The organism is Chishuiella sp. (assembly GCF_032109125.1).
Taxonomy (GTDB): Bacteria; Bacteroidota; Bacteroidia; order Flavobacteriales; family Weeksellaceae; genus Empedobacter.
Genome location: NZ_DAMCLZ010000009.1, coordinates 101,952 through 121,758, shown reverse-complemented (window position 1 = coordinate 121,758; position 19,807 = coordinate 101,952). Strand labels below are relative to the sequence as shown.

The following is a 19,807-nucleotide window of genomic DNA, read 5'->3' as shown; positions in this document are numbered from 1 at the left end:
TTTTAAACAATTCTTTTTTAAATAAGACTAAATAAAACATATTATATTTGCATTTATTTTTTGATGATGCAGAAGAGTTTATTATATATTATAGGTATTGTTTGTTCCTTTATTTTAGTCGGGTTTATTCCTAAAATTAAAACTGATTTAAGAGAAATAAAAGATCCAACAATTATTGATATAGTGAACAGTTATAAGAGAAACTTATCTGAATGGCCAAAACCTTTTATAGATAAAGGCGTAGCTTGGGAAGAATTTGCACCATTAGAAAGAGATCCTGATTTGGTAAAAAAACAAAAAGAACCTTTAGCCGTTTTAGGGAAAATGTTATTCTTTGATCCTAAATTATCAGGATCAAATCAAATTTCTTGTAGTTCTTGCCATGATCCTGAATTAGCTTGGAACGATCAACGTGGTGTTTCATTAGGTAATGATCATTTGAGAGGGAAAAGAAATACACCAAGTTTATATAATGTAGGAAGTCGAACATCTTTTTTTTGGGATGGTAGAGCTACAACATTAGAAGAACAAGCTGGAGGTCCTATTTCTGCTCATAATGAGATGGATATGGAACCTAAAAAGCTTGCTAAAAAATTAAAAAAATACAAAGACTATAAAATTCTTTTTAAAGAAGCCTTTGGAGATGACAATATAAGCTATGATAGAATAACGAAAGCTTTAGCATCTTTTCAAAAAACAATAGTGAGTCGTCCAACAAGATTTGATCGTTTTTTAATAGGAAATTATAAGGCAATGTCTGATGAAGAAATTTATGGGATGCATTTATTTAGAACTAAAGCTAGATGTATGAATTGCCATAATGGTAAATATTTAACAGATGAATCATTTCATAATATAGGATTAGATTTTTATAAAACAAAATATGAAGATCTTGGCAGATATCATGTAACAAATGATATAAATGATTTAGGTAAATTTAAAACACCATCACTTAGAGAGTTAATGAGTACTAAACCATGGATGCATACTGGTGGTTTTGTTGATTTAGAAGGGATTATAAATTTTTACAATGTAAGACCAAGTGATCAGAAAATGATGGAAAATAAAAAGAAAGATCCAATGTATCCAATTACAGATCCTCTTATAAAACCTCTACATCTTACTCGTGATGAAAAACAGGCTATTGTTAGCTTTTTAAAAGTGCTAAGTGGAACAAACACAAGGATGGAGCGTCCAGATTTTCCTACAAAATAAATTATTTTTCATTAGTCTAAATTAAATTTATTTGATAATTTTGTCAAAATTTAGTACATGAAAAAAATTTTTACACTATTATCATTAGCAATAATATCTGTTGTTAATGCTCAATACGATGGATTTGCTTATAATACAGCGCTGGATCAAAATGGATGGACAACACATTCAGGAGCTACAGGAACTATATTACCACTTACAACTTCGTCGGATGATGGAAATAGTTTAGCTTATTCTGGAATTCCTACATCAAAAGGTAATAGAACATCTTTGGTTCCATCAGCTAATATATCAATCAACAAATCACTTAATGAATCATCAAAGGATGTTGTTTATGCATCATTTTTAATTAAAGTTGTAGATATAGAAAAAATTCCTGCTAATACTGTTGCAACAGCACCAGGGGCTTATTTTTTCTTTTTTTCTAATAATGAAAAAAATAATGTAAGCGACGGAACAGGATCAGTTTCTAGAATAGGTTTAAGAAAAGGGAAAACAGATGGTACATTTAATATATCATTAGCGAATACAACAGGAGGCAGTATACCAGAGAGTGAATTATATGGAACTTCTCCTATTGATTATAAGGTGAATCAAACATATTTTGTTGTTGTAAAATATGATATGACAGGAGATAAAGGTAAATCTAGTATATGGGTGAATACACTTTCTGAAAATGATACACATCATACTTCTGAAGCAGGAACTTCAAATAAACAAACTGAAATAAAAAGTGTAGCTTTAAGAGAACGTATAAGTCAAGCTTCTGGAGTAGAAATTGATGAACTGAGACTTGGAACTTCATGGGATGAAGTAACGAAAGCAACTTTATCAACTGATGATATTGTAGATAAAAATAGAAATATTATTTCTAATAATTTAATTGTAGATCAATTTAAAGTATTAAGTAATCAACAAACTTCTATAGAAATTTATTCTTTAAGTGGACAATTAGTTAAATCAAGTAAGTTAGCGCCACAAAGTAATGTGAATATATCTAATTTATCGAGTGGAGTTTATGTGATTAAAATTACTGAAGGAACAAAAACATATACACAAAAAATTATTAAAAAATAATTACTAGATAAAAAGCCTAGTTAATTAACTAGGCTTTTCTTTATTTTAAAATGTTTGCTAATTCTTGAATATCATCAGTATTAATTTTATCTAATGCTTTATCTAGCTCAGCTCTTGATATATTTAGGTTAGAATCCAAAACTAATACATTATTTAATCCATTAATTCCAAAAATCATTTTATTGATTCTACCTCCATTTTCTTTAATGGCAACATTTAAGTTATTATTTTTAGCTTTTAACTTTACTAAATTTTCATATTTTTCTCCACGAACAGAAGATTCTAAATCACGCATTACACGCTTTTGTTTTCCTTCTCCAGCATCATTAATAATAAAAACTTTAGCAGATTTTAAATAATTAAATAAATCTGTTCCTCCAGCTTTTCCAGCTAATTTTAAAGCAAAAGACGGTAAGGGAATAACTGTAGATTGACTATCATATTTAGAATAAAATTCTTGCATATTTTTAGTCGAACTACAAGATGCAAATGTAATTAATACCATTACAAGAGATAAACCGATTATTTTTTTCATTGTATATTGATTATATATTTTTTATCATAACAACTCTCGTACCGAAAATTAGAGATAATTTAAAATCATCTCTAAAATAGATTTATTATCTAAACCTATTAATTCTTCAAGTTCTGAGATTGTTCCATGTTCTACAAACTCATCAGGATAGCCATTTATTGTTATATTTCCTAAATATTTTATTTCAGATAAAAACTCTAAAATAGAACTTCCAAATCCTCCATGTTTTATTCCGTCTTCAAAAGTTAAAATAGTATTATATTTTAAAGAAATAGCTTTTAATCTTGATTCGTCTAAAGGCTTTATAAAAGGAAAATCAATTAAAGCAATCTTACTTTGTAGATTGTTTAGGTTAATAATTTCTTCTAAACGAGAACTTATTAATCCTGTAGAAAGAATAGCAAGTTTATTACCTTCAAAAATAATTTCAGATTTTCCAATTTCAATTTCTTCGTAAACGAAATCCTTGGTTGGTGAAATTGTTTTTTTAGGATATCGTATTGCAAAAGGTTGTTTTGTGAATTGAGCTGTATATAATAAGTTTTTGAAATCTTTTTCATTTCTAGGAGAAGAAACAATCATATTAGGAATATCTCTAAGGAATGAAATATCAAAAATACCATGATGTGTTGCACCATCCGAGCCTACAAAACCAGCTCTATCTATACAAAAAATAACAGGTAAATTCTGTAAAGCAACATCATGAATAATTTGGTCGTAAGCTCGTTGTAAAAAAGTAGAATAAATAACACAATAAGGAATCGTGTTTTGTGTTGATAAACCTGCAGCAAAAGTGACAGCATGTTGTTCAGCAATTCCTACATCAATAACTCTGTCAGGAAAGCTTTTTTTACAAGTACTTAAATTACTTCCAGAAATCATAGCAGGTGTTATTGCAACAATTTTTTTATTTGTTTCTAATAAATTAAACATTGTTTCTCCAAAAACATCTTGGTAAGTTTTGGTTGAGATTTTATTTATTATTTCACCAGTTTCTTTTACAAATAATCCAGGCGCATGCCATTTTACTTGGTTAAGTTCTGCCTGTATATAACCTTTTCCTTTTATCGTTTTTACGTGTAATAATTTAGGCCCATTAATTTTTTCAGCTTTATCAAAAGCAGAAAATAATTCATCATAATTATGTCCATCTACCGTTCCAATAAAATTTAATCCAAAATCAGTGAAAATATTATTGGATTGATTTTTTAGGGACTGAAAATGTTTTTTTAATCCACCAACAGAATCATCAATACCAATATTATTATCATTCAAAATAATTAAAACATCTAAATCTGTTGAGCCAAGATGATTTAAGGCTTCTAAACTCATTCCAGATGTAATAGAGGCGTCACCAATTACAGCAATATGTTTTCTTTTGACTTGATTTAATTTATCAGCTGTAGCCATTCCTACAAGTGCAGAAATAGAAGTAGAAGAATGTCCTGTTCCAAAAATATCAAATTCACTTTCAGTACGAAGAGGGAAACCAGAAATTCCATTTTTTTGACGAAGAGAATTAAAAATATTTTTTCTTTCAGTCAGAATTTTGTGTGGATAAGATTGATGTCCTACATCCCAAATCAATAAATCATTTGGTGTATTATAGTAATAATGGAGAGCAATTGTTAGCTCAACAACACCTAAACCAGCACCTAAATGACCAGGTTTTACACTTAATGTATCTAAAATAAATTCACGTATTTCCTTAGACAATATCAGTAATTGAGATTGTTCTAAAGCTTTAAGTTGCTTAGGGTGACTGATTTTTGAAAGTAGATTATTCATTATTCTTTTACAAAAATACATTTTTATCAGGAATTATCCGTATATTTGCATGTTACAAAATTTAATGTAACAATTATGTTCCAAATAGGAAAAACCCTTGTATCTGAAGAACTACTTAATGAAGATTTTGTTTGTAATCTTAACAAATGTAAAGGGATTTGTTGTGTAGAAGGTGATGCCGGAGCACCACTTGATGAAGATGAACTTACTATACTAGATGATATTTACGAAGATGTAAAACCTTATTTACGCCCAGAAGGGATAGCTGTAATTGAGGAAGAAGGTAAATATACCATGGATTCTGATGGAGATTGGGTTACTCCATTAGTTAACAATAAAGAATGTGCTTATTTAGTTTTCGAAGACAATGGTTTTTCGAAATGTGGAATAGAAAAAGCTTACGAAGAAGGAAAGGTTGACTATAAAAAGCCTATTTCTTGTCATTTATACCCAGTCCGTATTAAGGAATATTCAAATTTTACATCTGTCAACTATCATGTTTGGGATATTTGCTCAGATGCTTGTACCTTAGGAAAAGAATTGAAAGTTAACGTAGCAACTTTTGCGAAAGATTCATTAGTCAGAAAATTCGGAACAGAATGGTATGATGAATTAATGACTATTCAGCAAGAGTTGAATAACCAAAAAAAATAAAAATTATGTCAATAACAAGAGCAAGAAGATCTACTGATGCTATTGAGAAATTATATATTTCAATGCGTCATTTATTTCATAGAGGAGTGTATCGTCCATCTGGTGCACCAGGAAAAATTTTAAGAAATTTATTATTCGAAATAAACCCAGAAATTTATGGATCAATGACAGATCCTAATAAAGTTGAATTAAGTGGTTTAATGTATGTTTTAGACCGTTTACCTGAAGGTATTGTAGAAACACCTTATGTATGTTTTACATCTGATGAAGGCTATGATCGTTCTATATTCACGCCAATTATACCAGCAAAACGTAGACGTTTTTGCTATCGTATAGATGATGAGCAAATGAATATTGAAATTTCTCGTGGACGTTCTGATATTTATGATGTATTAACACATTTAACATTCTTATATAACGAAGCAGATAAAATTAGAAATAGAGCTTTCAATAATGAAACTCTTTCTAAAAGTAGAGTTTGGGAAGTAATAGAAGAAGTTGTTTTTACACAAACTGAAATTTCTCGTAAAGACAGAGAAGTTGCATTAATGCACTTATCTACGATATTAGGTAGAACTTTTGAAGAAACACAAGAAATTCATAATTACTTTGGATCAGCTGATGATAAAGATAGATTCTTTCGTATAGTATATTGGATGGGATATACAAGTCAACAAGATCGTATAGGTAAAAAGAAACGAGAAATTACATTTACTTCAACTCTTAGAGAGTCTATTGGTCATCATATGATTGGTGAAAAATGGGCTAATGAAATAAAACGTGTATTATTTGAAAACCATCTTCAAAATAAAAATATTCATATCATTTCAGCAAATATGCATAGTGTATCTAATATGCTTTATGCTTATGATGGATTGAAAAGAAAATATAAAAATGATGGTGTTGAGATATATGAAGATTTAAGTGCATCAAATAATAAAATATTACGTGATTCATTAAATGATTATACTCAAAAAAATGGATTGATTTATATAAAAGATCAATCAGGAACAAATATAGATGTTCAAATTATCGATCTAGAAAAAGTAAACATAACGAATTCAGCTTTTTCATATGCAAAAGATAAAAATAATGAAGTTATCATTGTTATGGATTATGCATTTGGAGAACAAGCTTTTGAAGCAATGGATGAGTTATTAAAACCATATAAAGTTGAAGATGTTCGTTTTAAAATGAATGTAAAATCTGTTGCTATAATGGGTAAAGCTGGAATTTTAGAAGGAGTAAAAGGTGATATTATGATTGCTACAGCTCATGTTTTCGAAGGGACTACAGATAATTATGTTTTTGATAATGAATTATCCGCAGCAGATTTTGAAGGACAAGGCTTAGGAGTTTATGAAGGACCTATGATTTCTGTATTGGGAACATCTTTACAAAATAAGGATGTATTAGAATATTTCAAAAATTCATCTTTCCAAGCAATTGGTTTAGAAATGGAAGGAGCTCATTACCAAAAAGCAATTCAAGTTGCATCAAAAATTAGACATCATATTGATAGAGATGTAAAAGTAATGTATGCTTATTATGCTTCTGATAATCCATTAGAAACAGGAAGTACACTAGCTTCTGGAGGTTTAGGATTAACAGGAGTAAAACCTACATACTTAATTACACAGAAGATCTTAGAAAAAATTATAAAATAAATCAATGATAAATTTTTCCATCTTAGGTTATGGTCATATAGGACGTGTTCATCAACAAGCGATTGAAGAAGTGGAAAATGCACAGTTAATTGCTGTTGTAGATTTCAATTTACCAGATGATTTTCCTTTAAAATCTTATTCTACATTAGAAAGTTTTCTGATAGAAGATAAGGAAACAGATGTTGTAATAATAGCAACACCAAATGGATTACATCGTGAACATGCTATACGTTGCCTAAAAGCAGGGAAAAATGTTTTGATTGAAAAACCAATTGCATTATCAATAGAAGATGCAAATGAAATAATGAAAGTTGCAGAAGAAAAAAAATTACGTGTTTTTACGTCTATGCAACTTCGTTTTTCTCCTGTTGTCCAGTATATCAAAAATTTAATAGAAAATCGTTCACTAGGCAAAATTTTTATGGTAAATATTAACTGTTATTGGAACAGAAATAAAAATTACTATAAAATGCGTGAATGGCATGGAAATAACGAAATGGATGGAGGAGTTTTATTCACTCAGTTTTCTCATTTTATAGATATTATTAATTTTTGGTTTGATGATGTGAAGTGTACAGATGCCAAAAGCTTTAATTTTACACATCAAAATATTACTGAATTTGATGATTCTGGTTATGTAGATTTTTTAGCAGATGGTACAATAGGACATATGATTTATACAACTTCTGTTTTTAATAAAAATTTCGAAAGTAGTATAACTATTATAGCTGAGAAAGGAACAATAAAAATAGGTGATCAATACTTGAATAAAATGCTTTATTGTGATTTTAAAAATGTTTGTTGCTCTCAGAAATTATCTACAGATCAAAAAAATTTTCATATAGATGCAATACAAGAAATTTCAGATTCTTTAATTCGCAAGAATGAATCTTTACTAGATGGAAATAATGCGTTAAATTTAGTTAAGTTTATTTGTGATGCTAATAAGTTGTCTAAATTTGATAAAAACTTACTAAAAACAAAAAATTATGAAATTTCACACACGTAAATGGGTTAAACCAGAAGATTTGAATCCAAATAAAACACTTTTTGGAGGTAAATTATTAGCATGGATAGATGAAGAAGCAGCCTTGTATAGTGTTGTACAGTTAGAAAACTCTCATGTTGTAACAAAATTTATGTCTGAGATTAATTTCATGTCAGCTTCTAGAGAAGGTGATATTATTGAAATCGGGATAGAAGTTGTAAAATTTGGAAGGACTTCTTTGATTCTTCGTTGTGAAGTTCGTAATAAAATGACTCACGAGAAAGTGATCTCTGTAGAAAATATAACAATGGTAAATCTTGATGAAGAAGGTAAACCAAAACCACATGGTAAAACACAAGTGGAATATGTAAAGGATCGTTTATATAAATAATAAATCAAAATAAAAAAGGAGACTAATTAGTCTCCTTTTTTATTTTATTGTAAAAGATATTTAAAATTATATCCAAACATTCCTTTTTCTTTAATCATATCAGCAACTCCATCAGGACATTCTTTTTCCCAACCATCTTCGTTGTTTGCAATTTTGTCTAATATTTGACGAGAATATGAATCTAAATATTCTTTTTTATAATTTAGAATATCTTTTATTCTGCCATTATATAAGAAATATTTGTAAAGCTCATGAACATTATCACTTACTAATAAGTTTTTAGAGTTTAATAGAATATTTTTTTGTTTATCTAAGTAAGGATATAAATATACTTTGACATTCTTTTTGAATAATTTACCAAATGCTTCCATAATTCCTCCAGGAAGATCAGCATAATATTGTTCGTTAAAAATTTCTACAAGATTATTTACTCCCATCGCTAAACCTATTTTAGTTTGATTACGAGTAAATTTAGAAAAATAATCTACGAGTTTATAATATTCAGAGAAATTAGAAATAATAACATTATAGCCAAGGCTACCAATAATGTCTGCTCTATCTAAAAAATCTCTTTCATTTAATTCTCCTTCAAATCCAGAAGCAATCAAATTAGAAAGGGTGATTTCAAACAAAATTTCAGTATTATCAATACGAACATCATCTTCTTGTTTAAAAATCTCTAAACCAGATTCAAACATATCCATATTAACATTCATAAATGGACGAAAAGATCCTCTAATAGCAAAAATATTTTTTTTGTAAAGCAAATCAGCTGGTAGTATATTTTTCCCCTGAGGATTAAAGACAGCTACATCAGTCATTCCATTTTTTACTAATTGAAGAGACATTAATCGATTATCAACATATTTGAATTGAGGACCTCTGAAATTAATCATATCAATTTCTAATTGATCATTATCTAAAGTATCATATAATGATTTTATTAATTTACGAGGGTTATCATATAAATAATAAGCTCCATAAATTAAATTAACACCTAAAACACCTAATGTCTCCTGCTGTAATTGAGCAGTATTTTCTTTAAATTTTACATGGATAATAATTTCATTAGCTTTTTCTTCCTCAGCATTTAATTTGAAGCGTAAACCAATCCAACCTTGACCTTCATTTTTTTTAGAGTAATCAATTGTTGTAACAGTATTAGCATACGTAAAAAAAGCTTTTTCTTTATAATGATCAAGAATAAGACGTTCTTTCATTAAAGACATCTCATGGTCTAACATTTTTTTTAAACGAGCTTGAGTAACATATCTTCTATTTTCTTCAACGCCATAAATAGAATCAGACATTTCCTTGTCATATGCACTCATAGCTTTCGCAACTGTTCCAGAAGCCGCACCTGCGCGGTAGAAAAAACGAACAGTTTCTTGACCTGCACCTATTTCTGCAAAAGAACCATAAATTTTTGGATTTAAATTTATTTCTAAAGCTTTTTGTTTTGGTGTAAGAACTTGTTCTAATGCCATATCTAAAATTCAAATTGTTTGTGGTAAATTTACCAAATCATTATGGCTAAATCAAATATAAAATTACATTTTTTAGGTACAGGTACTTCTCAGGGTATTCCAATTATTGGAAGTGATCACCCTGTATGTTTATCAACAAATCCTAAGGATAAAAGGTTAAGATCTTCATTATTACTAGAAAAAGATGGGAAAATAATTACGATTGATAGTGGTCCAGATTTTCGACAACAAATGCTTCGCTATAATGCACAACGTTTAGATGGTATAATTTATACACACGAGCATAATGATCATGTATTAGGATTAGATGATATTCGTCCGTTAGTTTTTAAATCCGGAGAAGATTTAAATGTTTTTGGATTAAAGCGAGTTTTGAATGAATTACATCATCGTTTTCCTTATATGTTTACTGAAAATAAATACCCAGGAGTTCCTACTGTTATAGAAAATGTAATACAAAATAAGAAATTTGAAGTAGCAGGTTTTGAAATTGAACCAATTAAAATATTGCATGGTGCATTACCTATTCTGGGGTATTTAATTGATGGTAAAATTGCTTATTTAACAGATGTTAAAACAATTCCTGATGAGTCAATAGAAAAATTAAAAGGAATTGAAGTTTTGATTATTAGTGCTTTGAGATTACAAAATGAGCATTTTTCTCATATTTTATTGGATGAAGCGATTCGTTATTCGGATTTAATAGGAGCGAAATGTACTTATTTTACACACATATCTCACTATTTAGGTTTTCATGATGAGGTAGATAGTTCATTACCAGATAATAAACATTTAGCATTTGATACATTAGAGGTTGTTATTTAAAACTTTCTAAAAATATTTGGATTTCTACTTAAACAAAGCTTATATTTGCAATCCATAAAGGCTCGGATGGCGGAATTGGTAGACGCGCACGACTCAAACTCGTGTTCCTTTGGAGTGTGGGTTCGATTCCCACTCCGAGTACTGAAAAACCCTCAAATCGTTAGATTTGAGGGTTTTTAATTTTTATATAAGACAAAATTATTAAATCTGTTTTTTTTAAATAAATTATTTTTTAAAACTATATTCGATATTACCCCAAAAAATATAATCTTCTTTTGATTTGAGATCTTTAGGGGTTGATTTAATTAATGGAAAAATATCATTGTAATTAATTTCTCCATAATTAGATTTTTTACTAGAAAATGATTCACTTGTATTTTCGTCATAAAAAAAGAAGCTCTGAAAATTTTTATAAATTTTTAGATTATTAGTTTTTTCATCTAAACTTCCAATAATTATTTTTTCTTTATTATCATAAATTATAATATCATTTCCATTTTTTGAATACTTATATTTTTCTGTAATATTACTTTTATTAATAATAATAGAGTCATTTCTTAGCTCAATTTTTTCTATTAAAGGATCATTATAGAATGACCAATTTTTTTTGAAAAAATCCTCAGCTTCTTCAGGATATTCTTCACCTTTATCACCTTTATAATAGTTCAAATCTATTGTTTTACTATTGTTAGAGAAAATGTAAATATTCTCTTTTACAGGTTCTGGAATTGGTTCTGATTCAGTACTTGTAATTGTCGAATTATCATCACTGCTACATGATGTTAGAATTGTAAATAAGATAAAATAGATAATAGATTTTAATTTCATATTGTTGGTTTAATATTTTTTTGATTTGTAAAAATAAAATAATATTATTTTAAAATGAATACATTTTGCTCGATTCTTGATTATTAACAAAAAAACACTTATAAATATTTAAATTGTATAAATTAATAAAAATAAAATCAATCATTTCTCTACTTTTATTATCCTATCCATTAATTACTTTATCTCAACAAAAACAAGCGATTAGTAGTGAAATTCAGGAGCTATTAGATAAAGAGAATATTAATTCGCATGATGAATTATTATTAGCTAAAAAGATAATGAGTTTGTCTGTAAATGACTTAGAAAAAACACAAGCTCATTTGAAATTGGGTTTTGCATATATGAAATTTCAAGAATATGCATTGTCAATTAATCATTTAAAATCTGCAGATTCATTAGCTATTTTGACAAATAATTTTGAAGATAGATTTGCTGCTCAGTTTGTTTTATCTATGGAATATAGGGATATAGGATTAAAGAATGAAGCTGATAAAAGTTTAGATTTAGCGTTAGAATTTTCAAAAAAAGTAAATCAACCATATACCAATTTTATGGTTAACCAGGCTTTTGCTTTAAAGTTTGAAAAAAATAGAAATTATAAAGCTGCAATACCTTATAGGAAATTAATTTCTACATACTTGGATAATGTTTATGAAGATGATAAATCCAAAAGTAATAAAATTAGATTAGCATCTAGTTATAATACACTTGCTTTTGATTTATTTAAGGATAATCAATTAAATAAAGCAACTTATTATTTAAATCAATCTTCTACTCTAAATGATAATATAAATGAAGACGAACATTATCTTATTGAATTATATTATATGAATTTAGGGATTTTTTATGTATTAAAAAATAATTATAAAAATGGTAGATTTTGGTTTGATAAAGCTATGTCTCTTGCAAAACATAGAAAGAATAAACTATTTATTGATAAGATTACAGAAGAAAGATTATTTTATAATATTGATGATAAATTAAATCAAAAATACACATTAAAAAACTACATTAATTTTAATAATAATAAACAAAGAGAATTAGAAAAGATTTCTGAGCAAAACATTCAAAAAAAACAAAATAAAATTACTGAAACATCAAATTATTTACAGTTTTCTATTATAATACTCGTAACTTTTATTATTTGTTTTATAGTTTTTGTTTATTTTTTTGAGAGAAGAAAAATTGTTATAAAATCAAGGTTTGAAGAAGTTATCTCTACTTTAGAAAAAGAAATTAATAATAGAGAAAAAACAAATTTTCGTTCAACTAAAAATACTTTATTAATTCCTAAAAATAAGGAAATAGAGTTGGTTAAGAAATTAGAAGAATTTGAACAAACAGATTTATTTATTTCAAAAAATTTTTCTTTATCAAGTTTAACATCAATTTTAGAGACGAACACTAAATATACTTCTGCATTGTTACAAAATCATAGGAATAAAAATTTTAATGAATATATTAATAGTTTAAAAATTAATTATATAGTTAAAAAAATTTATACTAATCCTGAATATGTTAATTATAAAATAGATTATTTAGCTGAACATAGTGGCTTTTCTTCTCATAGTAGGTTTACTCAAATTTTTAAAAAAGAAATGAATATGTCTCCTTCAGAATTTATAAATAATATGATAAAAAAGAATAAATCTTAAACATTAGTATTAAAATAGCTGTATTATTTCACTATAATTTAATTATAATATTCTGAAATAATGAAATTTAATTAATTGTTAATCAGTTAATTATTTTATTTTATTATTATTTTTCTTGAAAAATGACAATACTAAACTTCTTTTTAATTTTTGAAATATAGAGTTTTGTAATAGGATTTTAATCAACCTTTTACTAATGATTTAATTTTATTAAACTCATTAAAATAAAAAAATTTAAAAAGACTACTACTATGAATAAACGTATACATTTTTTTATAATTCTACTAAGTGTTTCTTTTACATATGCTCAGGTAGGGATTAATACAAATGATCCAAAAGCAACTTTAGATGTAATAGTAGAGACTCAAAATATAAATAAACCTTTTGGAATTATAGCACCCAGAATAACAGGGGTTCAATTAAATAATTCTAATGATTTATTTGGATCAGATCAGAATGGGACAATTGTTTTTGTTACTTCTTCGGCCGAAACAACAACAGGTAAATCTAAAAATGTAACAGAAAGAGGTTATTATTATTTTGATTCTGCATTAGATAATGGTTCAGGATCTAATACTGGATTATGGGTAGCGTTAAAAAATACTCCAATTAATTATGTTGAACCATGGTATAACGTTTTAGATAAAACACCAGCAACAACTAATACACAAAATATTTATCAAATGGGATCAATTTCTGTTGGAAAATCTTCTGTCTATGAAAGTACAAATAAAGTAATGTTGGATGTTGTTGGAGCTATACGAACAGGAACAGATAGAAAAGGTTCTGTAGGAGTTAATTCTGTAGCTATGGGATCTTCAAACATAGCTTCTGGTATAGAGGCTGTTTCTCTTGGTAGGAATACAGTAGCTTCCGGAGAACAATCTACAGCAATAGGAAATTTAAACACAGCATCAGGAAATGGTTCTTTTGCTGGAGGTTATTGGGATAGTGCATCAAATTTAGGATCAACAGCAAGTGCTATATCTTCTTTTGCTTTTGGAAATGGTGGAGTAGAAGCGAATGGATCACATTCATTTGCATTTGGATATAACTCTAAGACTTCTAGTACTTCAGCTTATAGTTTAGCTTTTGGAAATACTGCTCAAACTTTTTTTAATCATAGTATTGCAATTGGAGTTGGAACTGAAGCTCCAACACGTAGTAGTATTGCATTAGGTAGATATAATAAATATACAAGTAAAAACATTACAGGGTCAAATACTAATAATACAATTGGAGATCCTATATTTCAAGTTGGACAAGGTTCTGATAATGGAACTAGAGCAAATATTATAACTGGATATTATGGAATGAATACTGATGGGTCTTTTCGTAATGGTTGGGTTGTCATTGGAGCTAATCCAAGTAATGCAGAAAGTAAAAGATTAGGTACAGAATTATTAACTGTATATGGTGGAATAACTTCTACAAGTAGTATTAATGCAGGAGGTAGCGTTAATCAAAATGTCAGTACATACCCTGATTATGTATTTCAGAATTATTATACAGGAGAATCAATTTTAAATAATAATTATAATTTCATTGATTTATATCAGACTGAAAAATTTATTAAAGAAAATAATCATTTACCAGGAGTAACTCCAATTTCAGAATTAAATAAGACGGCTACTGGATATTCAATAAACGTTGGATTAACAGCAACACAAACATTAGAGAAAGTGGAAGAATTATATATTCATACTATAGAACAACAAAAACAAATTGATTTATTAATAAAAATGACAGAAACTTTAAAATCTGAAATAAAATCATTAAAAGAAAATTAGTACATTTTTTTCATAAATTTTAGAATTAGGAACTAGAGCTTTATTTAGGGTTTGGTTTTTATATAGTTTTTTTAGGTTTTCCTAATTCTTAAGTTTTAACCTTACTTACCTACCTATGTATTATTATTTTTTATAATAATATTTTTATTGCCTCATTAATAGTACTATTAATGAGGCTTTTTAAAAAATAAAAAACTTATTTTTGTTCTATCAGTTTACTAATTATGGAAATTTTAGATAAAAATTTACAGAGCGAATTATATCGATCAACATTTAATTTGATTTCAAAAACAGGTCTTTCTAATTATTTTACAACAATTATTACTTCTGTTGTTTTAACAGTTGCTTTACTATTAATTTTATATGTTATCGACTTCTTGTTGAGAAAAGTATTATTATTAATCGTTACTAAATTTATACAAAAAAGTGAAACAAAATTAGATGATTTATTAATAGAGAATAAAGTACTAAGATACTTAATTCACCTTGTTCCTCTTGTTATAGCAAAAGATGCAATCCCATTAATTTTTAAAGGATTTCCTAATTGGGTAAATATAGCTTTACAAATGATTAATATTACGCAAGTAATTACTATAGGGTTATTATTTTCTGCAATTTTTAGGACTTTTAGAGATTTTTTGAGAACAAAAAAATCTTTTGTGGATAAGCCAATTGATAGTTATTTACAAGTAATAAATATACTTGTTTTTTTTGTTACAGGAATACTCATTTTTTCAATACTTACAGGTCAATCTCCAATAACATTTTTAGTTTCTTTAGGAGCTGCATCTGCAGTTTTAATGTTAGTTTTTAAAGATACAATTTTAGGTTTTGTTGCTAGTATTCAAGTTTCCATAAATGATATGGTACGTGTTGGCGATTGGATTGAAATGACTAAATATGGAGCTGATGGAACAGTAATAGAAATAAATCTTGGAACAGTTAAAGTTCAGAATTTTGATAAAACAATCACTACAATACCTACATATGCTTTGGTTTCAGACTCATTTAGAAACTATAGAGGTATGCAAAAGGCAGGAGGGCGTAGAATAAAAAGAGCATTGAATATTAAAATGTCTTCTGTTCGATTTCTTACAGAAAATGAAATTGAAGAATTAAAAAAAATACAAATACTTCGAGAGTATATTGTTGATAAAACGAATGAAATAAAGGATTATAATACAAATAATAATGTGGATCCTACTGTTTTTGCTAATGGAAGAAGGCTAACAAATGTGGGATTGTATAGACAATATATAAAAGCATATACTTTTAATAGCCCAAAAATTCGTAAAGATATGATGTTCGAGGTAAGACAACTACAGCCAACAGAACATGGATTACCTTTAGAATTGTTTATGTTTGCAAATACAATTCTGTGGAATGAATATGAGGTGATCATGGCTGATATTTTTGACCATATTATTGCTGTAGTTCCTCTGTTTAATTTAGAAATTTTCGAATCTCCTTCTTCAAAAGACGTTCAAGAAATTGCTGAAGCAATAAAAATATCAAAATTAAAAGCGCAAGATTAATCTTGCGCTTTTTTATTATCAATTAAATTAATCATTAATTTTTTTAATTTTTGGTAGGTGAAAGATGTAAGTAAAATTAATATTCCTAAAACAATAAAAGATATTATTCTAAAAACATTACTCATCTGCCATACGTCGATAAAATATAGTTTAAGGATAATCAATACAAAAAGAATTAGTCCCAATAAAGGAAATGTTTTTAATTGTTTTTTTATTCCAATAAATAAAAAACTAAATCCAATGATAGCCCAACATATTGGTAATAATATTAACCTAAATATATCCTGTTGATGAGTGTAATTTGTTTCTGATATTTGTGTTGTAGACAACATGAAAAGATTATAAATCTCGAAGCTAATAGTATAAGTTATTACGATTGAAAATATAATTTGTAAGCTGTTTGATTCTTTGAATTCATTTTTATGATAAATAATATATAGACTATAAATTGAAGGGATAAGGTACAATATGTAAATATAATAATGGATTGAAATAAAGTTAGTTTGTGAATTTTCGTTTATATTATTTGCAATTATTGGTAAAAGAAAAATACATAGCATTGTTATAGATAATATTAAGTAGATAATAACTTTATTTAACTTTAATTTTTTGTTACTTATAAATAAAATTGAATTGAAGAATAATGTGTAAATCAATACAAAGCAAATAATTTCTTGATAATAAAAATATGATTCTATTTGATATATTAACTCAAATAAAATACTATTGTAAATAATAAGAATAGATATTATTGTAAAGATTAATTTAGAGTGAGTTAATTTTAATCCAAGAAACTTCTCATCCTCTTCAAAATCGTTAATTAATAAGATGTTAAATACAGAACATCCTGAGACAATAGTACTTGTTATAAAAACCTTATTTAATAAAATTGGAAGTATATTTTCTGTTTCGATATAAGAAAACCAATTAATACAAAGGGCAATAAATAGGAAAGGAAACATTACAATAAAGAATAATTTAAAAATATCTTCTTTTGATTTTTTCCATAAATATAATAGCAACGTAGATTCTAAAGCAAAACATAAAGAAACAATATTTGCCTTGAAACCTAACCCAATTCCAAAAGTGAATAAAGTTATTGCTAAACCTAATAATGTATTTTGAAGTAGTTTATTTTTTGTAGTGTTTTTGATCCAGAAAAATAATCCTAAATTGGTAAAAGAAAATAAAAAAGAAATCAAGGCAGGATATTCTTTAATTTCTATTGAATAATTATTTGCAATCAAGCTTGTACAAATCATTGTATTGATAGTTAACAAAATACAGTTTGACACAGAAAATTCTTTTTTATCAAAATAATTAATCAAACTATTTAGGTTAAAAATGAAATAGTTAATAAAGAAAAATAATAACTGATTTTTTGAACTTGTATCTTGTGTCCATGCTAAACTATATATAGAAGTAAAAACAAATGCGATAAATGTAATTATTTGCCATTTTTTTCGGAATGACATGTATAGCATACTTACATTAAGTAAGACTAAATATGAAAAAAGGAATGTATAATTACTTTCTCCGGAACTAATCATTAGTGGAGCACAAAAACCTCCAATAATAGAGAAGATAGCCAAAACTTGTTTGCTGTATAATAATGCTAAAACAATAGAAAATATAGTTACGAATGTGAGTAATATAAAAGTTATGTTTTGAGAGAAAAGATGATATTCTCTGAAAGAAATAGTTAAAGAAAAATACAAGATAGAAATACCTCCTCCAATTAGAATAGAAGAAAAAACTTCATAATTCTTTCTTAGTTTATGAGCAACTCCTATTACTCCTAATCCAAAGAATATTCCAATATAGAAACGTAAGTTTTCACTTATCCAATTTTGATCAATCGCATATTTTACGAAATAACCAATTCCAAGAACAAGAGTTATAATTCCAGTGATCGTGAGGAAGTTATCTTTCAGAAAATCAACGAATTTATTGATAGATGAATCAATTTTTGAATTCTTTTTTTGTAAATTGATAATAGGTTTTACAGCGTTATCAATTCTTTTTTCATAATCGATAATTGGAGATGTATCAATAACTTTATTGTTTGATATAGATTCATTATTTTTAGATTCAATATTATTTTGTAAATACTTGATAATTGAATCTTGATTATCAATTCGTCTTTTAAGATCGTTATTTTTCTTAAATAAAATGATTAAGAAAATAATAATAATTAGAGTAAAAAAATAATCCATATTTTATTTTTAGGTAAATGGAAGATAAGTATAATTTTTAATTTAAATGATGATATACGAAAACATTGCTGTTTTCGTTATTAGAAAATATCTATTTTTGCTGAATGTTTAAAAGTATAAGTACATTAATTTTAATTGCGTCTTCAACCTTTGTTTTTGCGCAAGATGGAACGCGTGTATATGAATTTTTAAATATTACAACTTCAGCTCGTCAGGCAGCATTAGGAGGTAATGCACAAACATCTTGGGATGCAGATCCGAATTCTTCTTTATGGAATCCGGCATTGATGAATAGAGAAATGCACGGACAATTTGCCTTGAATTATGTAAGCTACATTGCTGATGTTAATTTTGGAACATTTTCAACTGTTTATGAAATTGATCAAGAAAATTATTTATCGCTTCATGGACAATATGTAGATTATGGAAAATTAGTAGGAACTGATGAAAGTGGAAATCTTACTGGTAATTTTAAGGCTAGTGATGCTGCAATTACATTAGGTTATGCCCGAGTAATAGGTGATTATTGGACATTAGGAGCTAACTTAAAATATATAAATTCTACTATAGAAACTTATAAATCTTCAGCAATTGCAGCCGACTTGGGATTATCTTATCATGATTTTGATAAAAATATTAATGTTTCATTAGTTGTTCGTAATATAGGAGGTCAGTTACAAACTTACAACGGGAAGACAGAAAAGATGCCTACACAAATTAATCTTGGTCTTTCACATCGATTAGAACATGTTCCTTTGGAATTTACATTTTCGTTGCATGATTTGCAAAAATTTGATATCTCTCAACCATATAATAAAAATGGAGAAGAAGTTTCTTTTGGTCGTAAAGTTATAGATCATGTTTCTGTTGGAGCAGAGTTGTTTCCTGATTCAGATTTTAATATGCGTTTGGGGTATAATTTTAAAAGAGGTAATGATCTAGCTGTTGATGGTGTTCGTTCGTTATCTGGTTTAACTTATGGTTTTGGAATGCGTGTAAATGCATTTAGATTTGAGTTTGGCCATGCAAATTATCATAAATCTGGAGGATCAAATCATATAGGTTTGATTATAAATTTAGATAGATTAATACAAGGAAGAGATTATTGGAGAAGTAATCCTTGGTTGTAGATAATTATCAAACAAACATAAAACAT

Annotated in this window: 16 protein-coding genes and 1 tRNA gene; 12 read left to right on the top strand and 5 right to left on the bottom strand. The window is 27.1% G+C overall.

The window, feature by feature from the left end; translation table 11 throughout:
- Positions 1-66 precede the first annotated feature (66 nt).
- Positions 67-1,215 (top strand): cytochrome c peroxidase, encoded by a 1,149-nt coding sequence (locus tag RT575_RS10755; RefSeq protein WP_313580787.1) that lies wholly within the window; start codon positions 67-69, stop codon positions 1,213-1,215.
- A 57-nt stretch (positions 1,216-1,272) separates the two neighbouring features.
- Complete coding sequence (locus RT575_RS10750) at positions 1,273-2,292, top strand: T9SS type A sorting domain-containing protein (protein WP_313580781.1); 1,020 nt, start codon at positions 1,273-1,275, stop codon at positions 2,290-2,292.
- Positions 2,293-2,332: 40 nt separating this feature from the next.
- Here the strand turns inward: RT575_RS10750 and RT575_RS10745 are convergent, their stop codons facing one another.
- Both RT575_RS10745 and RT575_RS10740 read right to left on the bottom strand, forming a co-directional pair.
- Entirely contained in the window at positions 2,333-2,827 is a 495-nt protein-coding gene (locus RT575_RS10745) for a DUF4252 domain-containing protein (RefSeq protein WP_313580779.1), read from the bottom strand.
- A 48-nt stretch (positions 2,828-2,875) separates the two neighbouring features.
- Positions 2,876-4,615 carry a 1-deoxy-D-xylulose-5-phosphate synthase gene (locus RT575_RS10740; RefSeq protein ID WP_313580777.1) on the bottom strand — a complete coding sequence of 580 codons (1,740 nt, stop codon included), beginning with the start codon at positions 4,613-4,615 and terminating at the stop codon, positions 2,876-2,878.
- A 75-nt stretch (positions 4,616-4,690) separates the two neighbouring features.
- On the opposite strand from RT575_RS10740, the gene RT575_RS10735 reads away from it, so the two are divergent.
- Genes RT575_RS10735 through RT575_RS10720 form a run of 4 tightly spaced genes read left to right on the top strand, consistent with a single transcriptional unit; the run spans position 4,691 to position 8,315 of the window.
- Positions 4,691-5,269, top strand: coding sequence for a DUF3109 family protein (locus RT575_RS10735; protein WP_313383365.1), 579 nt, complete (start codon positions 4,691-4,693; stop codon positions 5,267-5,269).
- 5 nt (positions 5,270-5,274) lie between these two features.
- A complete protein-coding gene (locus RT575_RS10730; protein ID WP_313375028.1) occupies positions 5,275-6,936 on the top strand; it encodes a DUF6909 family protein in 1,662 nt (553 codons plus the stop codon).
- Between the two features lie 4 nt (positions 6,937-6,940).
- The gene (locus RT575_RS10725) at positions 6,941-7,945 is read left to right on the top strand and encodes a Gfo/Idh/MocA family oxidoreductase (protein WP_313580775.1); all 1,005 of its coding nucleotides are present in this window, start codon (positions 6,941-6,943) and stop codon (positions 7,943-7,945) included.
- The gene (locus RT575_RS10720) at positions 7,926-8,315 is read left to right on the top strand and encodes a hotdog domain-containing protein (RefSeq protein WP_313375030.1); all 390 of its coding nucleotides are present in this window, start codon (positions 7,926-7,928) and stop codon (positions 8,313-8,315) included. Before RT575_RS10725 ends, RT575_RS10720 begins: the two co-directional genes overlap by 20 nt.
- A 44-nt stretch (positions 8,316-8,359) precedes the next feature.
- Here the strand turns inward: RT575_RS10720 and RT575_RS10715 are convergent, their stop codons facing one another.
- The gene (locus RT575_RS10715; RefSeq protein ID WP_313383369.1) at positions 8,360-9,802 is read right to left on the bottom strand and encodes a TonB-dependent receptor; all 1,443 of its coding nucleotides are present in this window, start codon (positions 9,800-9,802) and stop codon (positions 8,360-8,362) included.
- 42 nt (positions 9,803-9,844) lie between these two features.
- On the opposite strand from RT575_RS10715, the gene RT575_RS10710 reads away from it, so the two are divergent.
- Both RT575_RS10710 and RT575_RS10705 read left to right on the top strand, forming a co-directional pair.
- The gene (locus RT575_RS10710) at positions 9,845-10,627 is read left to right on the top strand and encodes an MBL fold metallo-hydrolase (protein ID WP_313580773.1); all 783 of its coding nucleotides are present in this window, start codon (positions 9,845-9,847) and stop codon (positions 10,625-10,627) included.
- Between the two features lie 60 nt (positions 10,628-10,687).
- A tRNA-Leu gene (locus RT575_RS10705) sits at positions 10,688-10,768 on the top strand.
- A gap of 84 nt (positions 10,769-10,852) precedes the next feature.
- Here RT575_RS10705 and RT575_RS10700 read toward each other — a convergent pair.
- Positions 10,853-11,455, bottom strand: coding sequence for a hypothetical protein (locus RT575_RS10700; protein WP_313580771.1), 603 nt, complete (start codon positions 11,453-11,455; stop codon positions 10,853-10,855).
- Between the two features lie 113 nt (positions 11,456-11,568).
- Here RT575_RS10700 and RT575_RS10695 point away from each other — a divergent pair, with 113 nt between their 5' ends.
- The 3 genes from RT575_RS10695 to RT575_RS10685 all read left to right on the top strand — a co-directional run bounded on the left by RT575_RS10695 (position 11,569) and on the right by RT575_RS10685 (position 16,435).
- On the top strand, positions 11,569-13,110 hold the full coding sequence (locus RT575_RS10695) for a helix-turn-helix domain-containing protein (protein WP_313580769.1): 1,542 nt from the start codon (positions 11,569-11,571) through the stop codon (positions 13,108-13,110).
- 251 nt (positions 13,111-13,361) lie between these two features.
- Complete coding sequence (locus RT575_RS10690; protein ID WP_313580767.1) at positions 13,362-14,900, top strand: hypothetical protein; 1,539 nt, start codon at positions 13,362-13,364, stop codon at positions 14,898-14,900.
- 224 nt (positions 14,901-15,124) lie between these two features.
- Positions 15,125-16,435, top strand: a complete 1,311-nt coding sequence (locus tag RT575_RS10685) for a mechanosensitive ion channel family protein (protein ID WP_313580765.1) — start codon at positions 15,125-15,127, stop codon at positions 16,433-16,435.
- On the opposite strand, the gene RT575_RS10680 is transcribed toward RT575_RS10685, so the two are convergent.
- Positions 16,432-18,651: a DUF2339 domain-containing protein gene (locus tag RT575_RS10680; protein WP_313580763.1), complete on the bottom strand. Its 2,220-nt coding sequence runs from the start codon at positions 18,649-18,651 to the stop codon at positions 16,432-16,434. The genes RT575_RS10685 and RT575_RS10680 overlap by 4 nt on opposite strands.
- A 104-nt stretch (positions 18,652-18,755) precedes the next feature.
- Between RT575_RS10680 and porQ the strand changes: the two genes are divergently transcribed.
- Positions 18,756-19,781: a type IX secretion system protein PorQ gene (gene porQ / locus RT575_RS10675; protein WP_313383379.1), complete on the top strand. Its 1,026-nt coding sequence runs from the start codon at positions 18,756-18,758 to the stop codon at positions 19,779-19,781.
- Positions 19,782-19,807 lie beyond the last annotated feature (26 nt).